Annotated in this window: 25 protein-coding genes; 18 read left to right on the top strand and 7 right to left on the bottom strand. The window is 60.2% G+C overall.

Annotated features, from left to right (window positions below; translation table 11 throughout):
* The first annotated feature begins 23 nt into the window (after positions 1-23).
* Genes mdcA through BJF91_RS09350 form a run of 7 tightly spaced genes read left to right on the top strand, consistent with a single transcriptional unit; the run spans position 24 to position 6,052 of the window.
* On the top strand, positions 24-1,661 hold the full coding sequence (gene mdcA / locus BJF91_RS09380) for a malonate decarboxylase subunit alpha (RefSeq protein WP_075614216.1): 1,638 nt from the start codon (positions 24-26) through the stop codon (positions 1,659-1,661).
* Between the two features lie 9 nt (positions 1,662-1,670).
* On the top strand, positions 1,671-2,000 hold the full coding sequence (gene mdcC, locus BJF91_RS09375; protein ID WP_075614555.1) for a malonate decarboxylase acyl carrier protein: 330 nt from the start codon (positions 1,671-1,673) through the stop codon (positions 1,998-2,000).
* Positions 1,997-2,881, top strand: coding sequence for a biotin-independent malonate decarboxylase subunit beta (locus BJF91_RS09370; RefSeq protein ID WP_075614215.1), 885 nt, complete (start codon positions 1,997-1,999; stop codon positions 2,879-2,881). Before mdcC ends, BJF91_RS09370 begins: the two co-directional genes overlap by 4 nt.
* Entirely contained in the window at positions 2,878-3,588 is a 711-nt protein-coding gene (mdcE, locus tag BJF91_RS09365) for a biotin-independent malonate decarboxylase subunit gamma (RefSeq protein WP_075614214.1), read from the top strand. The genes BJF91_RS09370 and mdcE overlap by 4 nt, the downstream gene beginning before the upstream one ends.
* Positions 3,578-4,237 (top strand): malonate decarboxylase holo-[acyl-carrier-protein] synthase, encoded by a 660-nt coding sequence (mdcG, locus tag BJF91_RS09360; RefSeq protein ID WP_075614213.1) that lies wholly within the window; start codon positions 3,578-3,580, stop codon positions 4,235-4,237. The genes mdcE and mdcG overlap by 11 nt, the downstream gene beginning before the upstream one ends.
* 1 nt (position 4,238) lies before the next feature.
* Complete coding sequence (gene mdcB / locus BJF91_RS09355; protein ID WP_075614212.1) at positions 4,239-5,135, top strand: triphosphoribosyl-dephospho-CoA synthase MdcB; 897 nt, start codon at positions 4,239-4,241, stop codon at positions 5,133-5,135.
* Positions 5,132-6,052, top strand: a complete 921-nt coding sequence (locus BJF91_RS09350) for an ACP S-malonyltransferase (protein ID WP_075614211.1) — start codon at positions 5,132-5,134, stop codon at positions 6,050-6,052. The genes mdcB and BJF91_RS09350 overlap by 4 nt, the downstream gene beginning before the upstream one ends.
* A 42-nt stretch (positions 6,053-6,094) precedes the next feature.
* Here the strand turns inward: BJF91_RS09350 and BJF91_RS09345 are convergent, their stop codons facing one another.
* Positions 6,095-7,072, bottom strand: coding sequence for a LysR substrate-binding domain-containing protein (locus tag BJF91_RS09345; protein WP_139310643.1), 978 nt, complete (start codon positions 7,070-7,072; stop codon positions 6,095-6,097).
* 189 nt (positions 7,073-7,261) lie between these two features.
* On the opposite strand from BJF91_RS09345, the gene BJF91_RS09340 reads away from it, so the two are divergent.
* The 9 genes from BJF91_RS09340 (at position 7,262) to BJF91_RS09300 (ending at position 15,781) form a co-directional block, all read left to right on the top strand.
* Positions 7,262-8,434 (top strand): alpha/beta hydrolase family protein, encoded by a 1,173-nt coding sequence (locus BJF91_RS09340; RefSeq protein WP_075614209.1) that lies wholly within the window; start codon positions 7,262-7,264, stop codon positions 8,432-8,434.
* A 321-nt stretch (positions 8,435-8,755) separates the two neighbouring features.
* Positions 8,756-9,700, top strand: a complete 945-nt coding sequence (locus BJF91_RS09335; RefSeq protein ID WP_075614208.1) for a VOC family protein — start codon at positions 8,756-8,758, stop codon at positions 9,698-9,700.
* Entirely contained in the window at positions 9,615-10,082 is a 468-nt protein-coding gene (locus BJF91_RS09330) for a Rieske (2Fe-2S) protein (RefSeq protein WP_324615709.1), read from the top strand. The genes BJF91_RS09335 and BJF91_RS09330 overlap by 86 nt, the downstream gene beginning before the upstream one ends.
* Positions 10,079-11,209, top strand: coding sequence for an FAD-dependent oxidoreductase (locus tag BJF91_RS09325; RefSeq protein ID WP_075614206.1), 1,131 nt, complete (start codon positions 10,079-10,081; stop codon positions 11,207-11,209). Before BJF91_RS09330 ends, BJF91_RS09325 begins: the two co-directional genes overlap by 4 nt.
* A 73-nt stretch (positions 11,210-11,282) precedes the next feature.
* Positions 11,283-12,401: an MFS transporter gene (locus tag BJF91_RS09320; RefSeq protein WP_075614205.1), complete on the top strand. Its 1,119-nt coding sequence runs from the start codon at positions 11,283-11,285 to the stop codon at positions 12,399-12,401.
* The gene (locus BJF91_RS09315; protein WP_075614204.1) at positions 12,398-12,979 is read left to right on the top strand and encodes a cupin domain-containing protein; all 582 of its coding nucleotides are present in this window, start codon (positions 12,398-12,400) and stop codon (positions 12,977-12,979) included. The genes BJF91_RS09320 and BJF91_RS09315 overlap by 4 nt, the downstream gene beginning before the upstream one ends.
* Before the next feature lie 137 nt (positions 12,980-13,116).
* Positions 13,117-14,094, top strand: coding sequence for a fumarylacetoacetate hydrolase family protein (locus BJF91_RS09310; RefSeq protein ID WP_075614203.1), 978 nt, complete (start codon positions 13,117-13,119; stop codon positions 14,092-14,094).
* Positions 14,094-15,014, top strand: a complete 921-nt coding sequence (locus BJF91_RS09305; RefSeq protein WP_075614202.1) for an NAD-dependent epimerase/dehydratase family protein — start codon at positions 14,094-14,096, stop codon at positions 15,012-15,014. The genes BJF91_RS09310 and BJF91_RS09305 overlap by 1 nt, the downstream gene beginning before the upstream one ends.
* Positions 15,014-15,781: a cyclase family protein gene (locus BJF91_RS09300; protein WP_075614201.1), complete on the top strand. Its 768-nt coding sequence runs from the start codon at positions 15,014-15,016 to the stop codon at positions 15,779-15,781. Before BJF91_RS09305 ends, BJF91_RS09300 begins: the two co-directional genes overlap by 1 nt.
* A 78-nt stretch (positions 15,782-15,859) precedes the next feature.
* Here BJF91_RS09300 and BJF91_RS09295 read toward each other — a convergent pair whose 3' ends face one another.
* Positions 15,860-17,170 (bottom strand): ABC transporter ATP-binding protein, encoded by a 1,311-nt coding sequence (locus tag BJF91_RS09295; RefSeq protein ID WP_075614200.1) that lies wholly within the window; start codon positions 17,168-17,170, stop codon positions 15,860-15,862.
* Between the two features lie 79 nt (positions 17,171-17,249).
* Entirely contained in the window at positions 17,250-18,983 is a 1,734-nt protein-coding gene (locus BJF91_RS09290) for an ABC transporter permease (RefSeq protein ID WP_075614554.1), read from the bottom strand.
* A gap of 344 nt (positions 18,984-19,327) precedes the next feature.
* On the opposite strand from BJF91_RS09290, the gene BJF91_RS09285 reads away from it, so the two are divergent.
* Together BJF91_RS09285 and BJF91_RS09280 are read left to right on the top strand one after the other, a co-directional pair.
* Positions 19,328-20,434, top strand: a complete 1,107-nt coding sequence (locus tag BJF91_RS09285) for a sensor histidine kinase (protein WP_075614199.1) — start codon at positions 19,328-19,330, stop codon at positions 20,432-20,434.
* Positions 20,431-21,069, top strand: coding sequence for a response regulator transcription factor (locus tag BJF91_RS09280; protein ID WP_075614198.1), 639 nt, complete (start codon positions 20,431-20,433; stop codon positions 21,067-21,069). Before BJF91_RS09285 ends, BJF91_RS09280 begins: the two co-directional genes overlap by 4 nt.
* A gap of 63 nt (positions 21,070-21,132) precedes the next feature.
* Here BJF91_RS09280 and BJF91_RS09275 read toward each other — a convergent pair whose 3' ends face one another.
* From BJF91_RS09275 to BJF91_RS09260, 4 genes are read right to left on the bottom strand one after another with little or no spacing between them, the layout of a single operon-like run.
* The gene (locus BJF91_RS09275) at positions 21,133-22,038 is read right to left on the bottom strand and encodes a sugar phosphate isomerase/epimerase family protein (protein ID WP_075614197.1); all 906 of its coding nucleotides are present in this window, start codon (positions 22,036-22,038) and stop codon (positions 21,133-21,135) included.
* Positions 22,035-23,186, bottom strand: coding sequence for a sn-glycerol-3-phosphate import ATP-binding protein UgpC (locus BJF91_RS09270; protein ID WP_075614196.1), 1,152 nt, complete (start codon positions 23,184-23,186; stop codon positions 22,035-22,037). Before BJF91_RS09270 ends, BJF91_RS09275 begins: the two co-directional genes overlap by 4 nt.
* Before the next feature lie 25 nt (positions 23,187-23,211).
* Positions 23,212-24,099 carry an ABC transporter permease subunit gene (locus BJF91_RS09265; protein ID WP_075614195.1) on the bottom strand — a complete coding sequence of 296 codons (888 nt, stop codon included), beginning with the start codon at positions 24,097-24,099 and terminating at the stop codon, positions 23,212-23,214.
* Positions 24,100-24,106: 7 nt separating this feature from the next.
* A complete protein-coding gene (locus BJF91_RS09260) occupies positions 24,107-24,997 on the bottom strand; it encodes a carbohydrate ABC transporter permease (RefSeq protein WP_075614194.1) in 891 nt (296 codons plus the stop codon).
* Positions 24,998-25,038: the final 41 nt, after the last annotated feature.

Here is a 25,038-nt window from a genome sequence, read left to right as displayed (position 1 = left end):
CGGATACGATAAAGGAACCATCCATGCGTGACTGGAATAGCCAGAAGAAGAACAAGGAGGCGCGGCTTGCCCGCGCCGCCACCTTCTGCCAGGGCAAACAGGTTGCTGCCGCCGAGATCGGTAAGCTGCTTGCCGCCGTGATCGAGCCCGGCGACCGGCTCTGCATCGAGGGCAACAACCAGAAACAGGCGGATTTTCTGGCCGCCGAACTCGCCCGTCTTGATCCGGCTCAGGTTCACGACCTGCATATCGTCCAGTCGGTGCTGTCGCTGCCCACCCATCTCGACGTGTTCGAGCGTGGCATTGCCAGCAAGCTCGACTTTTCTTTTTCCGGTCCGCAGGCGGCGCGGCTGGCGCGTCTGCTTGGTAGTGGCCAGCTGAAGATCGGCGCGATCCACACCTATCTCGAACTGTTCGGCAGATATTTCACCGATCTCACCCCGCGCGTCAGCCTTGTTTGCGCCCAGGCGGCGGACCGGGCCGGCAACCTCTATACCGGCGGCAATACCGAGGACACGCCCGTCATCGTCGAGGCGACGGCCTTTCGCCAGGGCATCGTCATCGCCCAGGTCAATGAGATCGTCGACGTCTTGCCGCGTGTCGATATTCCCGCCGATTGGGTGGATTTCACCGTCAAGAGCCCGAAACCGCATTATATCGAGCCGTTGTTTACCCGCGACCCCGCACAGATCTCGGAAATCCAGATTCTGATGGCGATGATGGCGATCAAAGGCATCTATGCCGAATACGGCGTTACCCGCCTCAACCACGGCATTGGTTTCGACACGGCAGCCATCGAGTTGATCCTGCCGACCTATGCCGAAAGCCTTGGCCTCAAGGGCAAGATCGCCACCCATTGGGCGCTCAATCCGCATCCGGCCCTTATTCCCGCCATCGAGGCGGGCTTTGTCGAAAGCGTGCATTGCTTCGGCTCCGAGCTTGGGATGGATGCCTATATCCGGGCGCGCTCCGATGTGTTCTTCACCGGTCCCGATGGATCGATGCGCTCCAACCGGGCGCTGAGCCAGACGGCGGGCCTCTATGCCTGTGACATGTTCATCGGCTCGACGCTGCAGATTGACCTGCAGGGCAACAGTTCCACCGCTACGCTCGGCCGCATCGCCGGCTTTGGCGGCGCCCCCAATATGGGCTCGGATGCGCGCGGTCGTCGCCATGGCTCGAAGGCCTGGTTGAAGGCGGGGCAGGAGGCCTCGACCGGTTCCATGCCGAGGGGGCGCAAGCTTGTCGTGCAGATGGTCGAGACCTTCCGCGAGCATATGGCACCGGCCTTTGTCGAGGAGTTGGATGCCTGGAAACTCGCCGAAAGCGCCGGCCTCGATCTGCCGCCCGTGATGATCTATGGCGACGACGTCACTCATATCGTCACGGAGGAAGGCATCGCCAATCTCCTGCTCTGCCGCACGCCGGAAGAGCGCGAACAGGCGATTCGAGGCGTGGCGGGCTATACCTCCGTCGGCCTCGACCGCGACAAGGCCATGGTGGAGAACCTGCGCGACCGGGGCATCATACGCCGCGCTGCGGATCTCGGTGTCGATGTTACCTTGGCGACCCGCGATCTGCTCGCCGCCAAATCGATGAAGGACCTCGTGCGCGCTTCGAAGGGCCTCTACAATCCCCCGGCTCGGTTCCGCAACTGGTGAGTGATCGTCATGGAAAAGCTTCTATTCGAATTTGCGGGCGGAATGCCGCTCGCCGCCCGCAATCAGCCGGTCATCTCTGGCGTGTTGGGCTCCGGTAATCTCGAAGTGCTGATCGAGCCCGCCGATCTCGGCGGTGCCTGCCAGATTGAGGTCGAGACGGCGGCCGTGGGCTTCGGTCGCATCTGGGAGGCGGTGCTCGGCGACGTGTTCGAGCGCTGGAAGATCGGCAACATCAGGATGTCGATCAACGATGCCGGAGCAACGCCCGCCGTGGTGGCGCTCAGGCTGGATCAGGCCTTGAAAATCTATAGCGGCCGGGGAGGCGCTGGCGAGCGATGAGTGGAACCTGGTATGAAGCAACCGCCCGCGAACGCATCGACGGGCTTCTCGACCTCGGCAGCTTTCAGGAAATTCTGCCGCCGCAGGACCGCGTCGTCAGCCCACATCTGAAAGTGCTTGGCTCACCTGCGGCCTTCGACGATGGCGTGGTGGTCGGCAAGGGCCTGCTGGATGGCAAGGCTGTTCTTGTCGCTGCCCAGGAAGGCGCCTTCATGGGCGGTGCGGTTGGCGAGGTGCATGGCGCCAAGATCGTAGGCTTGATGGAACGTGCTCTTGCGGAGCGGCCGGAAGCTGTCCTGCTGCTGCTGGAATCCGGCGGAGTGCGCCTGCATGAAGCCAATGCCGGGCTGATCGCCGTCTCCGAAGTCATGCGCGCCATTCTTAATCTGCGCGCCGCCCAGATTCCTGTCATCGTGCTCGACGGCGGCCGCTTCGGCGTCTTCGGCGGCATGGGCATTGCGGCAAGGCTCTGCACGGCGGTGGTGATGTCGGAAGAGGGCCGGCTTGGTCTGTCCGGTCCTGAAGTCATCGAAACCACCATGGGAGTCGAGGAGTTCGACGCCTCGGACCGGGCGCTGGTCTGGCGCACCGCGGGCGGCAAGCACCGCTATATCATCGGCGAGGCTTCAGGCTTTGTTTCAGATGATATCGACGAATTCCGGGCAGCAGCGATCGACTGGCTGCGTCCAGCCGATCCGCTGGATCTCGATGCTATCGAGGCTGAACATGTTTTCCTGAAAGCGCGGGTCGAGCGCTTCGGCACAGCTTCCGATGCACGCGATATCTGGCAGTCGGCGGGGATTGAGCATGTCGAAGATATTCCGCTGCTCGAAGCCGAGGCCTTCCTCAAGGCCGTGGACGACAAGAGGATCTCGCTATGACCGTTGAAAACGTATTGGACCGGTTGTTTCCGCAGGGGCATGAGATCTCCCTCGAAGAACAGTTTCTGTCGGGGACGGGAAAGCTGGGTGGCCACGTCGTCAACGTCGTTGGCACGCGCGACAAGGCCCATGTCGGCATCGATCTTGCCATGCAGATGGCGCAGGCGCTGATCACAATAATGAAGGAGCGGCCCGGCAGCCCGATCCTGCTTCTGGTCGATACAGCCGGCCAGAAGATGAGCCGACGCGACGAATTGCTGGGCCTTAACGGTTATATCGCACATCTGGCGAAATGCGTCGATGTCGCCCGACGCCGTGGCCACCGGATCATCGGTCTCGTCTATGGCGAGGCGGTCAGCGCCGGTTTCCTGTCGTCCGGTTTGCTAGCGGATGTCTGCTATGCTCTGCCGGAGGCGGAAATGCGGGTGATGAACCTGCCGGCCATGTCCCGCGTCACCAAGATCCCGGTGGAGCGGCTGGAGGAACTGTCGCGCGACAGCGCGGTCTCTGCCCCCGGCGTCGAAAACTATGTGGCGATGGGCGCGGTCAAGGCGATCTGGGACGGCGATCTCTCAGCGCATCTTGAGGGGGCTTTGAAGGATACAGCAGATGGCACCACCGACCGACGCCGGCATGATGGCGAGGCCCGTGGGGGCCGCAAGCTCGCGCGTGTCGTCTGCGACAAGGTGAAAAGCGATGCGGCCTGAGCGGCATCGTTTTGTCACACTGAAACCCTGTTGGCGCGACAACCTGCGGCCGATCCCGGCTTGCAGCGCCGAAGAGCATACATGGGAGCGGCTCTGCGAATGGATCGATACCGGTGGATGCCTGGTGGTTGCGTCCGCGCAGCCGGATGATCCGCCATCATCGCTGCGGCTGGGCTATGCCACGCCGGATAAGCAGCGGATTGGGCTATGGGTGGATGAGACAGCCGTCGCGGCCCTTTTCCCCGAAGTCACCCTCGACCAGGCGGGAATTGTTGCGCCGGCAAGCTGGTCGGCAACGATTGATGCAGTGCTCGCCGTAGCCGACCGCTTCGACATTGCGGCGTCGGTGTTCGGGTCGCTGGCCTGGCAGATGCAGACCGGTGAGACGTATCTACATCCGCAATCTGATCTTGATCTGGTACTGCGTCCTGCCAAGGCCGTAAACTCTGATTTGAAATGGATCGACGCACTCGCCGCTGTTCTCGCCTCGCATGATCAGCCGCGCATCGACGGCGAAGTTCTGTTGCCGGACGGCTGTGCCGTGCCGATGCGCGAGTTGATGTTCGGTGCTGACGAATTGCTGGAAAAGCGGCATGGCGGTGTGCGCCTAGTGCCACGGGCGACCGTTCTCGATCGACTTGGAGCCTAGCATGGCGGAATTTGTACCGCAGACGTTGCCACTTCAATCTTCGACCGAAATAGCGCCTGGTATCAGCCAAGTCATTGGACGGGCTGCGATCCGTGCGCTCTATGGCGAACTGGCCTTTTACCCCAAACCCGGCTTGGTCAGCCCGGTCGACAATGGCGCCCATAGCGACATGACGATGGCGACCTTCATGCGCAGTTTGTTTTCCTTGCGCACCTATTTTCCGGCGATAACGTCGGCGGGTGCTGCCGGAGCCGAGTTTCCAGTTCTGCGTGATCTCGGCATCGAAGCGGAACGGCGGATGATGGCCGCGACCGGCGGGATCAACACCCATCGCGGCGCGATCTTCAATCTCGGCCTGCTCGCGGCTTCAGCCGGTCGACATGCCGCTGAGGGGTTGCGGCTGGATGCCAACAGCATCTGCCTGGCGATCCCGGCTTTTTGGGGCAGGGCCATTCTCGGCGCCACTCCTGCCCAACCACACTCGAACGGCTTGAAAGCCACGGCCAACCATGGTGGGCCGGGCGCACGAGAAGAAGCCGCCGCCGGCTACCCAGTGCTGCGCATGGTGGCGCTTCCGGCCCTGCGACAGGCACGGACGCGGGGCCATGGTGAGGACGCCTGCCTTGCCGAGACCTTCTTTGCCATCCTCGCCGTGCTGAACGACACCAATATCCTGCATCGTGCCGGCCGGGATGGGCTGGATTTTGTGCAGCGCGAAAGCCGTGCCTGGCTGGACAGAGGCGGCGCCGGTCATCCCAGCTGGTTTACCAGTGCTGTCCGGCTGCACCGAGCCTTCTGCGACCGACGGATTTCGCCCGGTGGGGCTGCCGATCTCCTGTCCTGTACTTTGTTTCTGGACGGCTTGGAGGCGCTTGCGGACAGGCAGGGCGTACAATGAGTTTCGCGCTTCTCTGCCCCGGACAAAGCGCACAAAGCGCCGACATGTTGGAGCGCCTGCGCGGCAATGACGCTGCCGAAGCAATCTTCTCGGCTTTTTACCAGGTCGTGGGCACACATCTTCATGACGTCATGAGCGATCCCGGCAGGCTTTACGACAATGCGGTCGCTCAGCCGATTCTCTGCGCCGTGGAAATGGCGGCATTTGCCGCTCTGCGTGAGCGTCTTGCGCAACCACTGGCCATTGCGGGCTACAGCATTGGTGAGCTGGCAGCCTATGGCTGCGCCGGGGCAATTTCGCCTGCCGATGTCATCCGGTTGGCGCGCCAGCGTGCCGAGGCGATGGACCAGGCGTCCAGCGAAGAAGGCGGCATGTTGGCGGTGCGCGGCCTGCGGGAGCAGGTTCTTACGCCTCTTTGCGATACGTTTGATGCGTCGGTGGCCATCCGCAATGGCCCGGATCGTTTTGTCGTGGCGACAAGTGCTGCCAATCTGGAGCGTCTGGCGCCTGCGCTCGAACGTGCTGGCGCTCATACGACGCGGCTGTCCGTGAAGATCGCATCCCACTCGCCGTTGATGGCATCAGCCGTTCCGGTGTTTCGTCGTGCCTTGCAGCAGGTAACATTCCAAGATCCGCCTATCCCCGTTCTGGCCGGCATTGACGGCGGTTTCGTGCGCTCGCGCGAGCGGGCAATTGAGGTGCTGTCAGCGCAGCTCGCCCAGACCGTGGATTGGGCGGCTTGCCTTGCCGGCCTTCGGGAAGGCGGCTGTAGCGCAACACTGGAGCTTCTCCCCGGCAAGGATCTCACCGCTATGGCTCAGGCCGAATTGCCTGAATTCGCCTGCCGCGCCATGGCTGAATTTCGGTCTCTCGACGGCGTTGTGACGTGGGTCTCACGCCACTGCGAGCCTTTATAGAGCTGAACTACGCCACGCAGGCGGTCCAAGCCCCCGGAAATTTCACAGGCCGTGGGCGAGGAACTGCAGGTCTGCAAGATGGGAGATGCTGCGCTTTTGCGCCGCTTCATGCATCTGCGCCCGTAACCAGACCAGTGCTGGGTCACGGGTGCGATAGCTATGCCATTGCAGGCATTGACGCATGGGCGGTATTGAAAATGGCGGTTCCATGATCCGAACGCCGCCAAGCTTTATCAGGTTTTCCGCCAAACTACGCTGTATCATGGCGATTCGGTCAGATCCCTTCACCAGTAGCATCAGCGACCCAAAAGAGAAGGTTGAGACTTCGGCGCGGATTTTTACGCCCAGTTTGTCGCAAACCCTCTGCACAAAAGTCTCGCCGCCATTCGGCGGCTGCATCACCACGTGGCCAGCGGCGAGAAAGGCCTTTTCCGTGAGCGCTCCCTGAGCAAGATGGCTGTTGGCGTCGACGACACAAACAATCTGCTCCTCTAGTAAAAGTTCGGAGGGATGATTGGTGGAGCAGAATTCGCTTGGCGCCACCAAGAGGTCGGCTTCGCCGCGCTCGAGCAGAAGATGGGGATAGTTTTGCTGCGGCTTGAAATGTATCTGCATGCCGGGTGCCCGCGCCGTAACATGCCGTAAAAACAAAGGCATGATTGTCGAAAGCGTATAATCCGAAACAATCATGTTGATGCTTCTTGTCGACTCCTCGGGAATAAAGGATGGGGTCGAGACCACCGCAGCTTCGATGCGAACAATGATGTCACGCAGGGGCTGGGCAAGCGACGACGCAAGCGGCGACAGTTCCATCGACCGACCGACCTGAATGAGCAGCGGATCATCGAAATAATCTCTCAATCTTCCCAATGCGTTACTCATAGCCGATTGCGTGATGAACATTTCTTCGGCGGCGCGACTGACATTGCGGACCCGGATCAGCGTGTCGAGCGCGACGAGGAGATTAAGGTCCAGATTTTTAAAACGCATTTGACGTGCCCCTCCCAAGGCGGTTCCCAAGATAGCGACCAATTTTAAGAGCAGAAGTATTTATTTTACAAATACACTTATTCATCAATGCAATTTCATAAACGGTTGGAACTTGGATAAGCCTCTTGGCCAGGGAGAAAAACAGCGAGCCGGAGGATGGCTCGCCGCGGACTTCTCCCTTTGAAAAGTCGCCTGAGGAGGCGAGCGCGAGGACCCTAAATGTTTAAGTATTTTCCGACCAACTATGTCTGGAACCTCTCGGTCAATCTATCGATCGAAATGGGTGCTCGCATGGGTGAGATCGAAGAAATGTGCGCGCCTCTGCAAGAGGCAGCCAAGGCACCGGATGCCGCTGGAACTCAAGCTTTTCGCGAGACCTGGATCAAGATGGCCGACAAGCTTGTCAGCCTCGCTGATGAGGATGAGGAAAACGGCTGCTTGCTATCTGCCGGTGACAAGCTGATCCGCGCCGGTAACTACATGCTTACGGCCGAGCGCCTGCTGGCGCATGGCTCCGAAGGCAGGGTTGCGCTTTACCAGAAGTTCCTCAAGTCGTTCGAAAAGGGACTTTCCTTGTCCGGCTCCAGCTGCCGCCGCGTGGAAATTCCCTATGAAGGCAAGCATCTCTCAGCGCTCTACGTGCCTGCTGAAGGCGTGACCGGCCCGGCTCCTCTGCTTGTTCAGGTCAATGGCCTCGACAGCACCAAGGAAATGAAATTTCTCGTGGGATTGCCGGGCTGGCTCGCCAAGCGCGGCGTCGCCTCTCTGATCGTCGACCAGCCGGGCACTGGGGAAGCGCTGCGCCTTCAGGGTTTGACCGCACGCTACGATAGCGAACACTGGGCCAGCCGTGTTGTCGACTGGTTGGAAACGCATCCGGATGTCGACCCAAAGCGGATTGGCATGGAAGGTGTGTCGCTCGGCGGATATTACTGTCCGCGCGCCGTGGCCTTCGAGCCTCGCTTCGCTTGCGGTGTCGTGTGGGGCTCCAACCACGATTGGCGTGACGTTCAGAAGAAGCGGCTTGCCAAGGAAGGCAATTTCCCGGTCCCGCATTACTGGAGCCACGTTATGTGGGTCTGGGGCGCCAAGGATATGGACGATTTCATGCAGATAGCTGAAAAAGTCCATCTCGACGGCATCCTTGACCGGATTCGCGTGCCTTTCCTCGTCACTCACGGCGAAAAGGACAGCCAGATCCCTCTGCATTGGGCCCATGCCACCTATGACCAGTTGATCAACAGCCCGCGGCGCCAACTCAAGATTTTTGATGAGCGCACCGGCGGCGTCCAGCATTCGAGTTTCGACAATTCGGCAAATGCCGGCGCTTATATCGCCGACTGGGTAGCGGAAACACTCGGCGGTCGCCTGTCTGCTAAGGAAAATGCATGACAACCGGGTTGATTTGCGACCGCAGGCGCCTTGGGCGTCGCGTGGTCGAGACCCCCTGCCATGTGTTCGAAGTACATGGTGCGGTGGTGCTTGGTTATCTGGCCTTGGTCAGGCATGCCGTGCGTCGCTGTGACACCGCCCGGTCCAGGCCATCGAGGCGTGGCTTCCAGATGAAGTCGCCGCCTTGGTCTTTCCCGGGCCAGCCGCGACGCCATTCAGCGACGTAATACCTCCGAAGAAGCGGCGTTCTGCCTGACGGGCGCTCGCAAATTTATTCTCCACGCAGGTCAGTAAAGACCTCGTAAAAGAAAGGATTGTCCCATGAATATCATTGGACCCGATTATCTCGTCTTTGGCGTTGACGATGTCGCCGCATGTTGTGAATACCTTGCAGACTTCGGCCTTAAGCCGGTTGACGTGACCGAGGCTGGTGGGCGGTTTGAGACGCTGGACGGTACCGGCATCGTTATCCGCCACAAATCCGACCCTTCTCTGCCCGCGCCGCTGCCGACCTCCAATATGCTGCGCCAGCAGGTTTACGGCGTGCGTTCCTCGGAGGATCTGGATGCGATCGAGACCGAGTTGTCGAAGGATCGTCGCGTCAATCGCCTTGCAGATGGCTCGATCGAGCTGAAGGACGATCACGGTTTCGAGCTGAAATTCCAGGTGACAACCCGCCGTGAACTCGACATGCCTGCTGAAAAGATCAACGCGCCGGGTGCGCCTGCACAGCGCAAGCCGAACGAACTCGGTGTGTGGGAAGAAATGCCGGCTCTGCCGCGCACCCTGAGCCATGTGGTGCTCTTTGTGCCTGATATCGAGATCGCGACGGACTTTTATTGTCGGCGCCTAGGCTTTGTCGTCACCGACATTCTGACCGGTGCGGGACCGTTCCTGCGTCCCAAGGCCAATGACGATCACCATACGCTATTCTTTATTCGCACGCCCGATTACATGAAGGGCATCGAGCATTTGGCGTTCCACATGGGCGGACCGACCGAGCTGATGGTTGCCGGCACCCGCTTCGTCAAGAAAGGTTACCAGAGTTTCTGGGGGCCGGGCCGGCATAAATTCGGATCGAACTGGTTCTGGTATTTCAACAGCCCGATGGGCTGCCATATCGAGTACGACGCGGACATGGACAAACACGACGACAATTGGGTCGCGCGTGAAGCTCCCAATGGTCCGGAAGCCTCACAGATCGTGCTGTTCGAGCTTAAAGAAAAATGGGCCCCGGGCGGACCGCCTCCTGGCGCGAAGCACTGAACAGAGGGGAGGGCTCATGTCGCCTCTCCACTATCTTTGCAGGCAGGACGCTATCGGCGAGGGCGAAGCAAAAGGCTTCGCCCCGGTTGGTGACTTTCGGCGCAAAATAATTGTGCTCAGGCGTGGCGGAGCCCTGCATGCATGGCTGGATTCTTGCCCCCACTACAGCACGGGCACGCCGATGGCTTGGAAGACAGATGCCTATTTGAACGGCGAAAAGACCCATCTCGCCTGCCATTCTCATGGCGCTCTGTTTGACATGGAAACGGGGGACTGCGTGCTCGGCCCCTGCCTTGGACAAAGACTGACACGCGTTGACATTGCAGTGAGCGAGGAGGGTGACGTTTTCGTCGCCGCCGCTGCACAGGAGGAAAAACAATGAATTCCGGCATAAACAACATATTGGTGATCGGCGGCGGCTTTGCAGGCATGACCGCGGCCCTGCAGCTTTCCCGGCAGGGCTTTCAGGTTGATCTGGTCGAGATCGACGCGGGTTGGCGCTCTTATGGTGCCGGTATCAGTTTGCATGGCTCTACGTTGCGAGTACTGAACCAACTCGGTCTCATCGATCGTTTCATGGAGGAGGGAAATGCCAGCGATGGTGTCGAGATCCGTGGACCCGACGATGCTGTCCTGGTGACGCTTCCAACGCCACGCGTTGCAGGTCCAGACATTCCCGGCGGTGCTGGCATCATGCGTCCGGCGCTGGCCAAAATTCTGTCCGAGGCGGTTAAGTCCTCCTCCACGAAGATCCGGCTCGGTGTCACCTTCACCGATATCGTCGAGGAAGCAAATGGCGCACGCGTCACGTTCAGCGACGGGAGCCATGGCATTTACGATCTCGTCATCGGTGCCGATGGGCTCTATTCGGCCGTTCGCGCTAAGGCTTTTCCAAATGCGCCGAAGCCCCGTTTTATCGGGCAGTCTGTCTGGCGTGCCGTTCTGCCGAAGCCGGAAAACGTTGACACGGTTGTCATGTGGATGGGGCCGAGGGTCAAGGTTGGCTTAAACTGCGTCAATAAAGACCAGGTGTATCTGTTTCTGACCGAAGATCGCCCGACGAACGATTTCATCGCGCCGGAAACCTTTGTCGAGCGTCTACGCGAGCTGCTCCTTCGGTTCCAGTCTCCGACCATTCGTAAAATTGCCTCCGAACTGTCCTCTGAGCACCAGATCGTCTATCGCCCGCTCGAGCAGATGCTGCTGCCTCGGCCCTGGTACGAAGGCCGTGTCGCGCTGATTGGCGATGCGGTTCACGCGACCACCCCGCATCTGGCGGCTGGCGCCTGCATCGGCATCGAGGATGCTATGGTTCTGGCCGAGGAGCTTGCCAAGGGCAGTACCCTCAATGGGTCCCTGGCGGCCTTCGAAGCGCGCCGTTGGGAGCGGTGCCGGATGGTGGTCGAAAACTCCGGCAAGCTCGCGGATATCGAGATCCACAACGGTAGCCACGAAGAGCACGCTTCGATCATGAAGGTCTCCATGAAGACTCTGGCGGAAGCCATCTGATCAATAGGAGCAGCGCCGGCGATTGGGAGATTGCCTGCACTGGCCAGCGTTTTAACAAATTGGAGGAGTATAAATGTCTGGACAGAAATTCGGGCTCGCGGGATCTGCTGCCCTCATCATCGGCAATTTTTGCGGCATGCTGGATCTCGTCACATTGCCCATTTGGGTCGGTGCGCTGGTAGAACGGTATGCATTCAGCCCTCAGCAAGCCGGGGCTATTGTTACGCTGTTTTTGGTGGGGGCGGTCACCGCCAGCATCACTGTCGCATCGCGGTTTAACGAGATGAACCAGCGGCTTTGGGCTTTCGTCGGCTTTGCGGCGGCATCGGCCGCCTTTTGGGCGGCTTCGATGGAGACCAGTTTCGTTATGCTGGCGCTGCTCCATTTCGTAGCAGGTCTTGCGATCGGGGTTGCCCTATCAATGGTTCACGGCACGATTGGGCGGTCGTCTAACCCCCATCGGCTTTATGCCATAGCCGGCGTCGCTCTCGGTCTGTTTGCCATCTTGTTGCTCGGGGTCATCCCACAATTGCTGATCAAATTCGGCGGTGCGGTGATCTTCCAGGTCTTCGGCTTGATCATGACTATTGCTGCGGTATCCTGCGGACTGATGTTCCGTAATCCAGACCCATCTTCAGAGCCGGAAAAAACGCCTTTCAGCCGTGCGACGTGGCTTACGATTTTCGGTATCGGCATCATGACCTTCAATCAGGCCATGGTATTTTCCTTTGTCGAAGTCATCGGCAAGGATCGTGGCTTTTCGCCTGAGAATGTGCTTGCCGTCCTGATCGCCTTGGGCTTCGTCAATTTTATCTTCCCGTCGCCTCTCGCTGCCGTTCTTCAGACCCGGGTGCGGGCAACCGTTGTCACGCAGGTCGGCCCGCTGATACAGATTGTTCTCGCCCTGATCGTTACGTCTGCGACTATTTTTCCACTTTGGGCAGCCGCCGCGGCAGTCTTCGTCTCCGTGCAGATCTTCACCCATAACTTCGTTTTCGGGCATCTCGCAAAGCTTGACCCCACTGGCCGGGCTGTCGCGGCGACGCCGGCGATGCTGATGGTTGGTGCCGCCCTCGGTCCAATTGTCGGCGGTGCACTCGGGCAGAATTTCGGTTATGCCGCGCTTGGTATCGCTGCAATCGTGTTTGGGTTCACCTCCATCGGGTTCTTTACTAAGGCAAAAGCAGCATGACGCAGTTGCCTGCGATCACCCGTGTCGTCACCGGCCATTCCCCCGACGGGCGCGCCATCCTCAGTCAGGTCGGCCCTCTGCCGACCGTGGTTGAATTGGCAGCCATTCCCGGCACGTTTTTTCACGAAGTCTGGTCGACGGGTTCCACACCCGCCGTCCTCGATAATGGCGCCGATCCGACGCTTGGCCCGCTGACCCTGCTTCCACCGCCCGGTGGCACCCGCATGCGCTTCGTCGATATTCCGCCGGATACGGAGGAATTTCTGGAAAAGGGTGCTGGACGGATGAGCGCCGCCTTTGAGCAGATTGGTGATGAGACTGCCTCGACGGTTCGCAAAGATTCGCCACATCCGCTCATGCATCGCACAAAGTCTTTGGATTACGGCATCGTCATAACAGGGGAGATGACCCTTGTTGTCGATGATGGCGAAATGGTCCTCAAGCCCGGCTCGGTGGTGATCCAGCGCGGCACTAACCACGCCTGGGCCAACCGATCCGGCAAGCCCTGCCGGATGCTGTTTATTCTGGTCTCCGGCGTCTTAGATCCCGCGATCGCGGAAAGCCTGAATGGTCGTTAAGCCGGCAGGTTTGGCGCCATCGCTCTGTTAAGCCTCGTCCCGATGGTAGTGACGAGTTGATCATTGATTTTCGCGTCTGTCCTATCGGGATTGCAGTCCTGCTTCTCAGGCCGAAACCTCAAGAGGATAAGATCACTATGAAGTTTGCAACCTATCACGACGGAAGCCGCGACGGTCAATTGTGGATCGTCTCGCGTGACCTCAGAAGCGCGGTGCCGGCGACTGGCATTGCCTCCTCATTGCTGGCGGCTATCGAAGATTGGGATTCTGTCGCGCCCCGTCTTGCCGAGGTTTATGAGCGGCTGAACAATCATACCGAACCCTTCGCCACTCGTTTCGAGCCGGAGCGGTGTCTCGCCCCCATGCCTCGCTCACCGCAATGGCTGGACGCATCCGCTTTCCTCAATCACGGCGACCTGATGGACAAGGCATTCAATCATCCGCCCAAGCCGGATGTTAAAACTATTCCGTTGGTCTATCAGGGTGCGAGCGACGACTTTCGCGGTCCGCTTGCCGATGTCGAGTTTCCCGATGATGCGATGATGATCGACATGGAAGGTGAATTTGGTGTCATTCTGGCTCCCGTTGCGATGGGGGCGACGGCCGACAAGGCGCTTGAGCAGGTGCGACTGATCGTACAGATCAACGATTGGTCGTTGCGAGCAGTCGGTCCTCAGGAAATGCGCAGCGGCTTCGGGTTTATCCAGGCGAAACCTTCGACCTCGTTTGCGCCTGTTGCCATCACGCCGGATGAACTTGGTCCCCACTGGGCGGAGGGCCGGGTCGCTCTTCAACTGCATGTCGAGATCAACGGTCGCCGTGTCGGCGATGCGAACGGCCAGGAAATGCATTTTTCCTTCGGTCAGATCATTGCTCATTGCGTGCGCAGCCGCCGTCTTTCGGCGGGTACGATCGTCGGGTCAGGCACGGTATCAAACGTGGACCGTGCTGCCGGCTCTTCCTGCATTTCGGAGATCCGGGTTATCGAGCTGCTTGATCAGGGCCAGGCACGCACGCCATTTCTGACTTGGGGTGACCGGGTGCGGATGGAGGCACGCATGCCTGATGGTTCGACGCCCTTTGGCGTCATCGACCAGAAGGTGGTTCAAGCCTGATGCGCGTCTTGGTAACGGGAGCGGATGGTTTTCTCGGCAGGGGCCTTGCAGCCCGGCTTGCCCTGGCGCCCCTTCCAATTGAAAAGCTTGTTCTGACAGACCGCGCTTTTGCCGAGCCGGCGCTTGCTGGTGTTGACCAGAGCGCCGGTGATCTTTCAGATCCAGCCTTTCTGGAGACACTGCTGGAGCCGGGCTTCGACCTAGTCTTTCACCTCGCCAGCGTCCCGGGCGGGCTTGCCGAGCGCGAACAGGCGCTTGGCCAGAAGGCTAACCTGCTCGCACCTATCGCGCTTGCAACGGCCGTTGCGGAGCGGCGCCCAGGCGCCCGCTTCGTGTTTGCCTCGTCGATTGGCGTCTATGGAACGCTGGGCAACGACGCAGTGACAATCCATACCCGCACGACGCCTGACTTAACCTATGGCGCGCATAAGCTGATGACGGAATATCTTTTGTCAGACATGGCGCGGCGCGGCGTATTGTCATCAATCAGTCTGCGTTTCCCTGGCATCGTTGCGCGACCGCAGACCGAGAGCGGCCATGGCTCAGCCTTTATGAGCCTGCTGTTTCACCGCATCGCCGCCGGCGAAGCCTATGCATGTCCAGTGCCTGCAAGCAGCGTTTGCTGGTGGGTATCGCGCAGGGCGGCGGTCGATTTGCTGCTAAATGCTGCTCAATTAGAAGCCGGGCGCGTGACACTTGTCCAGCCGCCGGCTCTGGTGGCTACGACTGGTGAGGTTGCCGTGGCGGTTGCCCACTATATCGGCAGGCCGGCGAACGTGACATGGGGCTCGGATGAGACGTTGCGCCAGCTGTTTGGCGCCATGCCGCCGCTTGATGCCAGTGAGGCATTGGCGCTCGGCTTCAAGGCGGATGCCGATCTCGAAACCCTTGCCAAAGCTGCCCTTTCAGGAGAACCGTGATGAAGATCATCGACCTTTCCGTTGCAATCGAAAACGACGTGCCGGCGGATCCGCCGGGCCTTGGGCCCAAGATAACCTATTCCGGCCATGCCGAAGGTACCGAGGAAGTCCTGCAGTTTTTCCCCGGTCTCGATATCGCAGATGTGCCTGGCGCCGAAGGCTGGGCTGTCGAACAGCTCAATCTTACCGCCCATTGCGGCACGCATCTCGATGCGCCCTGGCATTTCGCCTCGACCATGAACGGTGGCGAACGGGCCTGGACGATCGACGAAGTACCGCTGGACTGGTGCATTCGCCCAGGCGTGAAACTTGATCTGCGCCATCTCCCGGATGGGCATGTCGCAACCTCAGCCGACCTTCGCGCCGCGCTTGCAGCCATCGGCCACACGCTGCAGCCCTTCGATGTCGTGCTGATCAATACGGCGGCCGGTGCCGCCTACGGACGTCCCGACTATCTCGGCCGCGGCTGCGGCATTGGCCGGGAGGCGACGCTTTGGCTGATGAGCCAGGGCATCCACATCGCCGGCACCGACGCATGGTCATGGGATGCGCCGTTCCCCGTGACAGCGAAGCGCTTTGCCGAAACGCGCGATGCCGGCCTGATCTGGGAAGGTCACAAGGCCGGTCGCGAAGGCATTTTCATGCATATGGAAAAGCTTACCAAGCTAGATGAATTGCCGGGCAATGGCTTCACCGTGTCCTGCCTGCCGGTCAAGATCAAGGGCGGATCGGCTGGCTGGTGCCGTGCCGTCGCAATCCTTGATTAGCACGCCGCCTCAGGCGAATGCACTGTGACAAGAAAAGACGGCGTCTGTCTTTCGGCAGACGCCGTCCTTTCGTTTGGCTTACTCAGGATTTTCCAGGCTGAACATTTCCGTACGTTCGTCATAGGCGAACAGCTCGGCATAGCGCGCCCAGGAGACGATGGTCTTCAGCGTGTCATCGGCATAGGACTCGCTCATGTAGTCCTCCAACTCGTTGCGGAAGCGGGCGGCCGGTGCCGTATGGGTCGGCCGCTCGTCGAGCACGCGCCGGATCAGGCCCATCAACGGCACATAGGTAACCAGATGCTCGGCAAACAACCGCTTGCGGGCATCGGTTTCCATATGGGCAAAGCGGGTGCCGGCTTCTGTCAGCACCAGATCGCCTTCGCTCAGATGTGCGAACCGCAGCAGTTGCAGCGCTTCGCCGAGATGGAACAGCTCGTCGGCTTCCAGCTGCAGCGTGCCCGCGAGAACCGGCAGGTCGGCCCGGCCATTGTAGGGTGCACCGGCCAGAGCCTCGATCAGGCCCGACAGGATGTTGGTCGAGACCGGTTCCAGCACCATGCCCATGCCGGTGCCGGGAATGCCGTCCATTGCGGGCAGGCGCGGCTCGGCACGAGCGGTCATCAGCGCATAGATGCTGTCGACCAACTGACGGAACACCGGATCGAGCCGATTGCGCGGATGCGGCAGGTCGACCTTCAATTCGCGCGCCACCCGGCCCGGATTGGAGGAGAAGACCAGGATGCGATCGCACATCAGCACCGCTTCTTCGATATTGTGCGTGACGATCAGCACCGACTTGATCGGGAGCCGGCCTTCGATCCACAGATCGATCATGTCCGTGCGCAGCGTTTCAGCCGTCAGCACGTCGAGAGCGGAGAAGGGCTCGTCCATCAGCATCAGGTCTGGATGCACGACCAGCGCCCGGGCAAAGCCGACGCGCTGGCGCATGCCGCCTGAAAGTTCCTTAGGATAGGCATTTTCAAAGCCGTCGAGACCGATCAAGTCGATGGCGGCAAGGGCCAGCGAACGGCGCTCGGCGCGGTCAACGCCCTTGGCTTCGAGGCCGAGTTCGACGTTCTGCAGAACCGTCAGCCACGGAAACAGGGCGAAGGACTGGAAGACCATGGAGACACCGGGCGGCGGGCCGTCGATGTCGGTGCCGCGATATTTGGCGCTGCCCGATGATGGCGACAGCAGGCCGGCAATGATGCGCAGCAGGGTCGACTTGCCAGAGCCGGAGCGGCCGAGCAGGCCGACGATTTCGCCTTCCTTGATGGACAGATCGACATTTTCAAGCACGGTGACGTCGTTGCCGCTGGCCTTGGGGAAGGAGCGCGAGACCTGGGCGATGTCGATCAGCGGAGCTTTTGCGATGATATCGAGCATGGGAACAAACCTCTGATAGGATAAGCAATTTGGACGCAGCCGGTTATGTCTGTCATCCCCGGCCACAGGGCTTAGGGCATCAGCCCAGGCGCAGGCGGCTTTCGCCATAGGCATAGAGTGGGCGCCAGACCAACCGGTTGAACAGCGTGACGAAGGTGCACATCACGATGATGCCGAGGACGACGCGTGGGAAATCGCCTGCTGTCGTGGCATTGGCGATATAGGAGCCGAGGCCGGGTGTCGTCAGCTGCGTGTCACCCCAGCTCGCGACTTCCGCAACGATGCTGGCATTCCAGGAGCCGCCCGAGGCGGTGATGGCGCCCGTGACGTAATAAGGGAAGATGCCGGGCAAGATCACCTTGAACCACCAGCGCCAGCCGCTGATGTGGAAACTGCGGGCCGCTTCCTTGAGATCGCTCGGAAAGGCGCTGGCGCCGGCAATCACGTTGAACAGGATATACCACTGGGTGCCGAGGATCATCAGCGGGCTCAGCCAGATATCCGCGTTCAGGCCAAAATGGACGATGACCACGACGAAGACCGGGAAGGCGATATTGGCCGGGAAGGCGGCAAGGAACTGTGCCAGCGGCTGTACCTTTTCGGACAGCTTCGGCCGCAAGCCGATCCAGACGCCAACGGGAACCCAGACCACTGTCGCAATCGCCATCAGTACGATGACGCGCAGCAGGGTGATCGAGCCATAGAGCACCACCGTCGGGATCTCGGACCAGCCGATACTGGCGCGCATGTAATCGAAGCTGATATAGGCAGCCCAGGCAGAGGCTACGGCGATCAGCCCGATCCACAGCCAGTCGATGGCGCGGGAGGTGGTGGTGCTTGCCGATTTCGATCCGAAGCGGGGCAGCTTTGGCAGGCGCAACGTCCAGACCAGCCGGCCGATCCACTGCAGCGGTGCCGTCAGCATGCGGGTGACACGGGCTTTGCGGAACAGGTCGAGCATCCAGGAGGACGGAGCCACGCCCGAGGTCGTGGTTTCGAAGCGGAACTTATCGGCCCAGGCGACCAGCGGGCGGAACATCAGCTGATCATAGAGCAGGATGACGGCGAGCATGGCGATGACGGCATAAAACACCGCGAGGATATTCTGCTCCTTGATAGCGAGCGCCACGTAGGAGCCGATGCCGGGCAGAGTGATGGTGGTATTGCCGACGGTGATGGCTTCGGAGGCGACCACGAAGAACCAACCGCCGGACATCGACATCATCGTGTTCCAGACGAGGCCCGGCATGGCGAAGGGCACGTCGAGGCGCCAGAACCGCTGCCAGCCGCTGAGCTGGAAGCTGCGAGTGGCTTCTTCCAGGTCCTTGGGCTGGCTGCGCATCGACTGGTACATGCTGAACGTCATGTTCCAGGCCTGGCTGGTGAAGATCGCGAAGACCGAGGCCAGTTCCGCACCAATAACCTGGCCGGGAAACAGGTTGAGGAAGAAGGTGACGGTGAAGGTAAGGAAGCCCAGGATCGGCACCGATTGCAGGATGTCCAGCGCAGGGACCAACACCATTTCCGCCCGGCGGCTCTTGGCGGCAACGGGGGCGTAGATGAAGGTGAAGATCAGCGAAAACGCGATTGCCGCCAGCATGCGCAGGATAGTGCGCAGCGCGTAAATCGGCAGATTGCTGGGGTCGAGCGATAATGGCGCCGCATCGAGCGCCGAAAGGGGGACTGAGGTAACCCTCTCGCCATAGACGAACAGAACGATGGCGCCGATGATCAGCAGCAAGGCCATCAGGTCCCAGTGGTTTGGCAGGATGGATCGCCGGATGGCGAGCGGAGCAAATTTCGGATGGATCATGGGAGCAGCCTTTATGTCGCGAGCCGGCATGGGAAGGCCGGTGCTGCAATTTCAGGATCGGGCAATCGGTGGCATGAACGGCCATTAACTATCGATCTGCGATCTCTAAAGGCCTGGTAATCCTATAGTTTGGCGGATTGGCTGGTGCCAGTTTGCAAGAGGAAAGACGGCCATGGTTTAGGCATAGGCTCGATATACCTTTGTATATTTGCTGCCCGGGCTATTGCTGCCGGGCATTTGCCGGATAGGTTGGCAGACGAGGCCTAGGTGGATTGAATTGCCGCCGCGAGGCTCGTTGAAAAGCGTCCGCAAAGTACCAAAGCGAAAGCAATGACCTTCTGACGATGAAACACACTTTGCTTTCCCAGCATCAGAACCGGCCGAGGCTGCGGGCTGTTTTCATCCTGTTCCTGCTCGGCTGCATCTTTGCCGCCGATACAATCACCAATTTCGAAATCGCCTTCTCGGTTTTCTATATCGCCGTCATCTTGATCGCCATCGGCTTTCTGTCGATGCGCGGCGTCGCCGTTCTGGCGCTGATCTGCATTGGGCTGACGGTGTTGAGCCTGTTTTTGACGCGGCGCGGTTCGTTCGAGAGCGGGCTGTTCAATTGCGGCATCAGCACCTGCGCCATCGGCATCACCACCTATCTCGCGCTGAAGATCGTCGCGGCTCAGGCGGCGATCTATGACGCACAGGCGCAGTTTTCCCGCATGGCGCGGCTGACGCGGCTTGGCGAGTTGACCGCCTCCATCGCCCACGAGGTCAACCAGCCCTTGGCGGCGGTATCGACCAGCGCGGATGCCTGCCGCCGATGGCTCGATCATACGCCGCCGAATGTTGAGAGGGCACGCCAGGCGGCGGAGCGCATTGGCGCTGACGCGAAGCGGGCAAGTGACGTCATCGTGCGGGTGCGGCGCTTAGCAAAGAGCGGACCGCCGCAACAGGAACCGTTCGATCTCAACGAGGCGACGGTCGAGGCGCTTAGTCTTGCCGAACACGAGATCGAGATTAATAGCATTGCCCTGCGGATCGCGCTTGCCGACGATTTGCCGCTTGTCATGGCCGATAAGATCCAGATTCAGCAGGTGATCAGCAATCTTTTGCTCAATGCTATCGAGGCAATGGCTGGCGTCCCGAGCTTCAAGCGGGAGCTGACGGTCTCGACGTCGCGCGACGGCGCAGGAACCATCGTTCTGGCTGTTGCCGACACCGGCATCGGCATGAAGCAGAATGCGCTCGATCATCTGTTCGAAGCCTTCTGGACCACCAAGGAAACAGGCATGGGCATAGGGCTTGCCATCAGCCGTTCGATTGTCGAATCTCATGGCGGCCGCATTTCGGTTGTCTCGGCGCATCGTATGGGCACGGTCGTGCAGTTCAGCCTGCTGGCGGCGGATCACGCCCGTGGCGGACCAGGAGAGATCGGTGCGGAGGACGCGGGCGCATGACGGATGGTCTTGTAACGGAAACGGCTGGAGAGCCGATTGTCTATGTCGTGGATGACGATCTGTCGGTGCGGGTCGCTTTGGAGGATCTTCTGGCCTCAGTCGGCCTACAGGTGCGGTCGCATGGCTCGGTTCAGGACTTTCTAGCCACGCCGCTTGTCGATGCGCCCGGCTGCCTGGTGCTTGACGTCAGGATGCCGGGTCAGAGCGGGCTTGAGTTCCAACAACAGATGGAGCGGCTTGGCCTGAAGCTGCCTGTCATTTTCATTACCGGCCACGGTGATATCGCCATGTCGGTCAAGGCGATGAAGAACGGCGCCATCGAATTCCTGACCAAGCCGTTTCGCGATCAAGACCTGCTCGATGCGATCCAGCAGGGCATCGCACTCGACAGCCAGAACCGCCGGCAGGCTCAGTCTTCGGCGGATCTCATGGCGCTTTGGCAAAAACTGACGCCGGGCGAGTGCGAGGTGATGGAACTGGTGGTCCAGGGACTGCTCAACAAGCAGATCGCCGGTGCGATCGGCGTCAGCGAAATCACCGTCAAGGTGCGTCGCGCCCATCTGATGCGCAAGCTCAATGCCCGCTCTGTCGCCGATCTCGTGCGGATATGGGATCAGGTGAAACCTCAGGAATAGGTTGCTTATGAAAAAAGCGTCCCGCTAGCGGGACGCTTCATAGATGATCAAAGTTGCCTGTTCTCAGGCCGCGTTGACAAGATGCGCCAGACCGCGGGCGCGCTCGAGGCAGGCGGGCTGCTGGTCGAGGAAACGCTCGGCGCCGATTTCCATGATCAGCGTGGTGTCCGGCAGGAAGGTGAGCTCGGCGAAGATCTCGTCCCAGGCAATGTCGCCCCAGCCGATCGGTAGATGCAGGTCACCAATCCCAAGCGCGGTTGCTTCGGCCCGATGGAAGAATTCCTTCATCGTATAGGGCAGGCCAAAGCTGTCATGCACATGCAGATGGCCGGTGACCGGCGCCATGGCGCGCAGTTGCTCGCGGAAATCCAGGCCCTTGAAAGTGGATTCGATATAGGCGTGGGAAAAGTCGATCAGGGCGACAAGGTTGTCATGGCCGACGGCCTTGACTGTTTCGCCCACCTGCGCCGGGGTCTGGCGATATTGCCCGGATTCCGTCGTGAAGATGTTTTCAAGCGCGATACGCACGCCATATCCCTTGGCGACATCGGCCATCTCGGCCAGCGCCTCGCGCTCCATCTTGTCGAGATCGGGGCCGTTGACGCCATCGGCCAACTGGGTTGCGCCCGAATGATGGACGAGAATGCCAGCACCAAGCCGGTTGCACAGTTCCAGCATGGCCCGCACGACCTTCTTCTGCAAATGCAGATGTTCGCGGTCCATGAAATTCGAGCTGATCTGGCCGTGCAGCGATAGCTTCTTGAACGAATACTGGCTGACGATGTCGGCAACCCGCTGGGTGCGATCCTCGATAATGCGACCGCCCGAGACGATTTCCTCGCCGTAGATGCCGATTTCGCAGGCTGTTGCGCCGGTATCGGCGATTTCACGCAGCGAGGCATCGAGCGTGGTCAGGTCGCCATGACCAGTGCGATTGCAAAAACCGATGGCTGAAATGATCTCGGTCATGAATGAACTCCAGTGGGTTGGATCAAGGTAGAAAGGCCGGCAGCCGTTTTGGGCTGGGCGGGCAAAGGCACGGGCGACAGCTCGATCCGTTTCTGGCTTTCGCTGTCGAAGAAATGCAGTTGCTGCAGAGGCAGCGTCAGCGTGACCCGATCTCCGGCTGCGACTTCCGCCTCTTCAGGCACGGCGACGGCAAACGCCTCTCCGGCGATGTCGCAATGAACCATCCGGCCGGTGCCGAGCTCCTCGACGAATTCGATTATCGCCGGAATACCCTTTTCCCCGGGAGCGGCGAGCCTGCATTGCTCGGGCCTGATGCCGACGATGATATCGCGACCGCGCAGCACATGGGCAGCGACCGGATCGATGTCGACCATAGCTTCGCCGAGCCGCACGGTGGCTGTTTCGACTTCGACGCGGGTCTTGAACAGGTTCATGGCCGGCGAACCGATGAAGGAGGCAACGAAGGTGCTGGCGGGACGGTGATAGATGTCGAGGGGCCGGCCAACCTGTTCGACATGGCCGCGGTTCATCACCACTAGCCGATCCGCCAGCGTCATCGCCTCGACCTGGTCATGGGTAACGAACACCGAGGTGGCCGACAGCCGCTGATGCAGCTTGCGGATTTCGGCGCGCATGCTGACGCGCAGCTTGGCATCCAGATTGGACAGAGGCTCGTCGAACAGAAACACTTTCGGCTCGCGGATGATGGCACGTGCCATGGCGACACGCTGGCGCTGGCCGCCGGACAGCGCGGCCGGGCGGCGGTCCAGATAATCCTGGAGACCGACGATCTTGGCGGTCTCGGCGATGCGCCGCTCGCGTTCGGCCTTCGGCACACCAGCGACCTTCAGAGCATAGCCGATATTGCCGGCGACGGTCATGTGCGGATAGAGCGCGTAATTCTGGAAGACCATGGCGCAGCCGCGCTCGCGCGGCTCGAGCTTGTTGACGACGCGACCATCGATGGCGATTTCGCCCGAGGTGATGTCCTCAAGCCCGGCGATCATGCGTAGCAGAGTAGACTTGCCGCAGCCGGATGGGCCGAGGATGACGACGAATTCGCCCGAGGCAAAGACAAGATCGATGCCGTGCAGCGTCGGCGTCTTGCCGTAGGATTTGCGGACGTCGCGGATCTGGATGTCAGCCATTGTGGTTAAACTTTCTTGGTCTTGATCATTTTTCGGTAGAAACCAGGCCGCGCACGAACCAGCGCTGCAGCACCGCGACGAGAAGAAGCGGCGGCGCCATGATGATCAGCGAGCCTGCAAGGGTCACATTCCAGTCCGGCGTGCCGTTGTCGGAAGGCACAAGGCTGCGCAGTGCCATCAGCGCCGTGGTGTAAGACGGGTCCGTAACCATCAGAAGCGGCCAGAGATACTGGTTCCAGCCATAGACGAACATGATGGTGGTGAGCGCCAGCATATTGGTGCGCGACAGCGGCAACAGGATATCGAAGAAGAAGCGCACCGGGCCGGAGCCATCCATGCGGGCGGCTTCGGCAAGCTCGTCCGGCAAGGTCAGGAAGAACTGCCGGTAGAGGAAAGTGCCTGTGGCCGTTGCGACCAGCGGCAGGGTCAGGCCGGCATAGGAATTGAGCAGGTTCCAGTCTACGGAGATTTCGATACCTGTCAGCGCGCCAATCAGCAGCTTGAACGGCTGAAACAGGTCTGCGGCAACGCTATAGGTCGGCACGACCCGCACTTCCAAAGGCAGCATCAGGGTGATGAATACCACCCAGAAGAAGACATGCTTCAGCCGGGTGCGGAAGAAGACGATGGCAAAGGCGGTCATTGCCGACAGCGCCACTTTGCCGAAGGTAACGATGACAGCCATGGCGAAGCTGTTGAGCATGGCCGTACCGAGATTGGCGCGGGTCCAGGCCGTCTTCAGATTGACCAGGAATTGGTCCTGCGGCACGAAATTGAAGGGTACCGCATTGATCTGCACCATGGTCTGGCTTGCGCCGGAAATGATGACAATGAACGGGCCGATCAGTACGAGGAAGCCGAGAACCATTAAAGTATAGGTCAGGGCATTCGACCAGGGAGTACGCTGGATCATCGCCGCCTCACTTGTAATGCACGCGCTTCTCGATGAAGCGGAATTGGATGAAGGTGAAGATCATGATCAGGCCGATCAGGACGATGCTCTGGGCTGAAGCGCCGGAATAGTTCAGCCCCTGGAAGGCTTCGTTCACGATGCGAAGCACCATGACTTCCGTACCGTGGTTGGGGCCGCCGCCTGTGGTGCGCTCGACGATGCCGAAGGTGTCGGAGCCGACAAAGCCCTCGGTCATCATCGTCACCAGCAGGAAGAACAGGGTGGGCGCCAACAGCGGCACCTGAATGTCGATGGCCCGGCGGATAGGCCCGGACCCATCCATGGAGGCTGCCTCAAGCAGCGAGCGCGGCACGGACTGGAGGCCAGCCAGAAGAAAGATGAAGGTATAGCCGGCCCATTTCCAGATGAAGATGATGATGACGAGGATCAGCGCGTGGGCGCTGTATTTCGCCGGGTTCCAGAAGTCTGGGTAGAGCGCATTGAGCGGCGCGAGGAGCCCGCGTTCCGGGGAGAGAATGAAACGGAAGGCCATGCCCGCAGCCGGGCCGGCAATTGCGAACGGCAGGATGTAGACGAAGCGGAACAGGTCTGAGCCGGGCAATTCGCGATCGACCGCGAGCGCGAGGACCAGCCCGATCAGAATGGCGACGGAGGCGCCGCAAAAGGCAAAGATCAGGCTAACTGTGACCGAACTCCAGTAGAGCGGATCGGCAAACACTTCCACGAAATTGGCCCAGCCGACGAATTCCGCCGCGCCGCCGAAAGGTGGCTCCAGCGTGAAGGCCCATTTTACCACTGACACAGCGGGCCAGTAGAAAAATAGGAAGATCAGCAGAAGCTGCGGCGCTGCAAAGGCCGTCGGCAGCCACCAGCTTTTGAAAACCGAGCGCTTGTCCATGGAAAACCAATCGAGTCAAAGGCGAAAAGAAGAAGGAGCCC

Origin of the sequence: Gillisella taibaishanensis (assembly GCF_001938985.1) — a bacterium.
Lineage (GTDB): Bacteria > Pseudomonadota > Alphaproteobacteria > Rhizobiales > Rhizobiaceae > Allorhizobium > Allorhizobium taibaishanense.
Note: the sequence above shows the minus strand (reverse complement) of the source record. Positions and strands in the feature narration are given on the sequence as shown.

What these genes read in the sequence shown, in the direction of transcription:
- mdcA (WP_075614216.1), top strand. Translation starts at nt 24, where the DNA reads ATGCGTGACTGGAATAGCCAGAAGAAGAACAAGGAGGCGCGGCTTGCC.
- mdcC (WP_075614555.1), top strand. Translation starts at nt 1,671, where the DNA reads ATGGAAAAGCTTCTATTCGAATTTGCGGGCGGAATGCCGCTCGCCGCC.
- BJF91_RS09370 (WP_075614215.1), top strand. Translation starts at nt 1,997, where the DNA reads ATGAGTGGAACCTGGTATGAAGCAACCGCCCGCGAACGCATCGACGGG.
- mdcE (WP_075614214.1), top strand. Translation starts at nt 2,878, where the DNA reads ATGACCGTTGAAAACGTATTGGACCGGTTGTTTCCGCAGGGGCATGAG.
- mdcG (WP_075614213.1), top strand. Translation starts at nt 3,578, where the DNA reads ATGCGGCCTGAGCGGCATCGTTTTGTCACACTGAAACCCTGTTGGCGC.
- mdcB (WP_075614212.1), top strand. Translation starts at nt 4,239, where the DNA reads ATGGCGGAATTTGTACCGCAGACGTTGCCACTTCAATCTTCGACCGAA.
- BJF91_RS09350 (WP_075614211.1), top strand. Translation starts at nt 5,132, where the DNA reads ATGAGTTTCGCGCTTCTCTGCCCCGGACAAAGCGCACAAAGCGCCGAC.
- BJF91_RS09340 (WP_075614209.1), top strand. Translation starts at nt 7,262, where the DNA reads ATGTTTAAGTATTTTCCGACCAACTATGTCTGGAACCTCTCGGTCAAT.
- BJF91_RS09335 (WP_075614208.1), top strand. Translation starts at nt 8,756, where the DNA reads ATGAATATCATTGGACCCGATTATCTCGTCTTTGGCGTTGACGATGTC.
- BJF91_RS09330 (WP_324615709.1), top strand. Translation starts at nt 9,615, where the DNA reads ATGGTCCGGAAGCCTCACAGATCGTGCTGTTCGAGCTTAAAGAAAAAT.
- BJF91_RS09325 (WP_075614206.1), top strand. Translation starts at nt 10,079, where the DNA reads ATGAATTCCGGCATAAACAACATATTGGTGATCGGCGGCGGCTTTGCA.
- BJF91_RS09320 (WP_075614205.1), top strand. Translation starts at nt 11,283, where the DNA reads ATGTCTGGACAGAAATTCGGGCTCGCGGGATCTGCTGCCCTCATCATC.
- BJF91_RS09315 (WP_075614204.1), top strand. Translation starts at nt 12,398, where the DNA reads ATGACGCAGTTGCCTGCGATCACCCGTGTCGTCACCGGCCATTCCCCC.
- BJF91_RS09310 (WP_075614203.1), top strand. Translation starts at nt 13,117, where the DNA reads ATGAAGTTTGCAACCTATCACGACGGAAGCCGCGACGGTCAATTGTGG.
- BJF91_RS09305 (WP_075614202.1), top strand. Translation starts at nt 14,094, where the DNA reads ATGCGCGTCTTGGTAACGGGAGCGGATGGTTTTCTCGGCAGGGGCCTT.
- BJF91_RS09300 (WP_075614201.1), top strand. Translation starts at nt 15,014, where the DNA reads ATGAAGATCATCGACCTTTCCGTTGCAATCGAAAACGACGTGCCGGCG.
- BJF91_RS09295 (WP_075614200.1), bottom strand. Translation starts at nt 17,170, where the DNA reads ATGCTCGATATCATCGCAAAAGCTCCGCTGATCGACATCGCCCAGGTC.
- BJF91_RS09290 (WP_075614554.1), bottom strand. Translation starts at nt 18,983, where the DNA reads ATGATCCATCCGAAATTTGCTCCGCTCGCCATCCGGCGATCCATCCTG.
- BJF91_RS09285 (WP_075614199.1), top strand. Translation starts at nt 19,328, where the DNA reads ATGAAACACACTTTGCTTTCCCAGCATCAGAACCGGCCGAGGCTGCGG.
- BJF91_RS09280 (WP_075614198.1), top strand. Translation starts at nt 20,431, where the DNA reads ATGACGGATGGTCTTGTAACGGAAACGGCTGGAGAGCCGATTGTCTAT.
- BJF91_RS09275 (WP_075614197.1), bottom strand. Translation starts at nt 22,038, where the DNA reads ATGACCGAGATCATTTCAGCCATCGGTTTTTGCAATCGCACTGGTCAT.
- BJF91_RS09270 (WP_075614196.1), bottom strand. Translation starts at nt 23,186, where the DNA reads ATGGCTGACATCCAGATCCGCGACGTCCGCAAATCCTACGGCAAGACG.
- BJF91_RS09265 (WP_075614195.1), bottom strand. Translation starts at nt 24,099, where the DNA reads ATGATCCAGCGTACTCCCTGGTCGAATGCCCTGACCTATACTTTAATG.
- BJF91_RS09260 (WP_075614194.1), bottom strand. Translation starts at nt 24,997, where the DNA reads ATGGACAAGCGCTCGGTTTTCAAAAGCTGGTGGCTGCCGACGGCCTTT.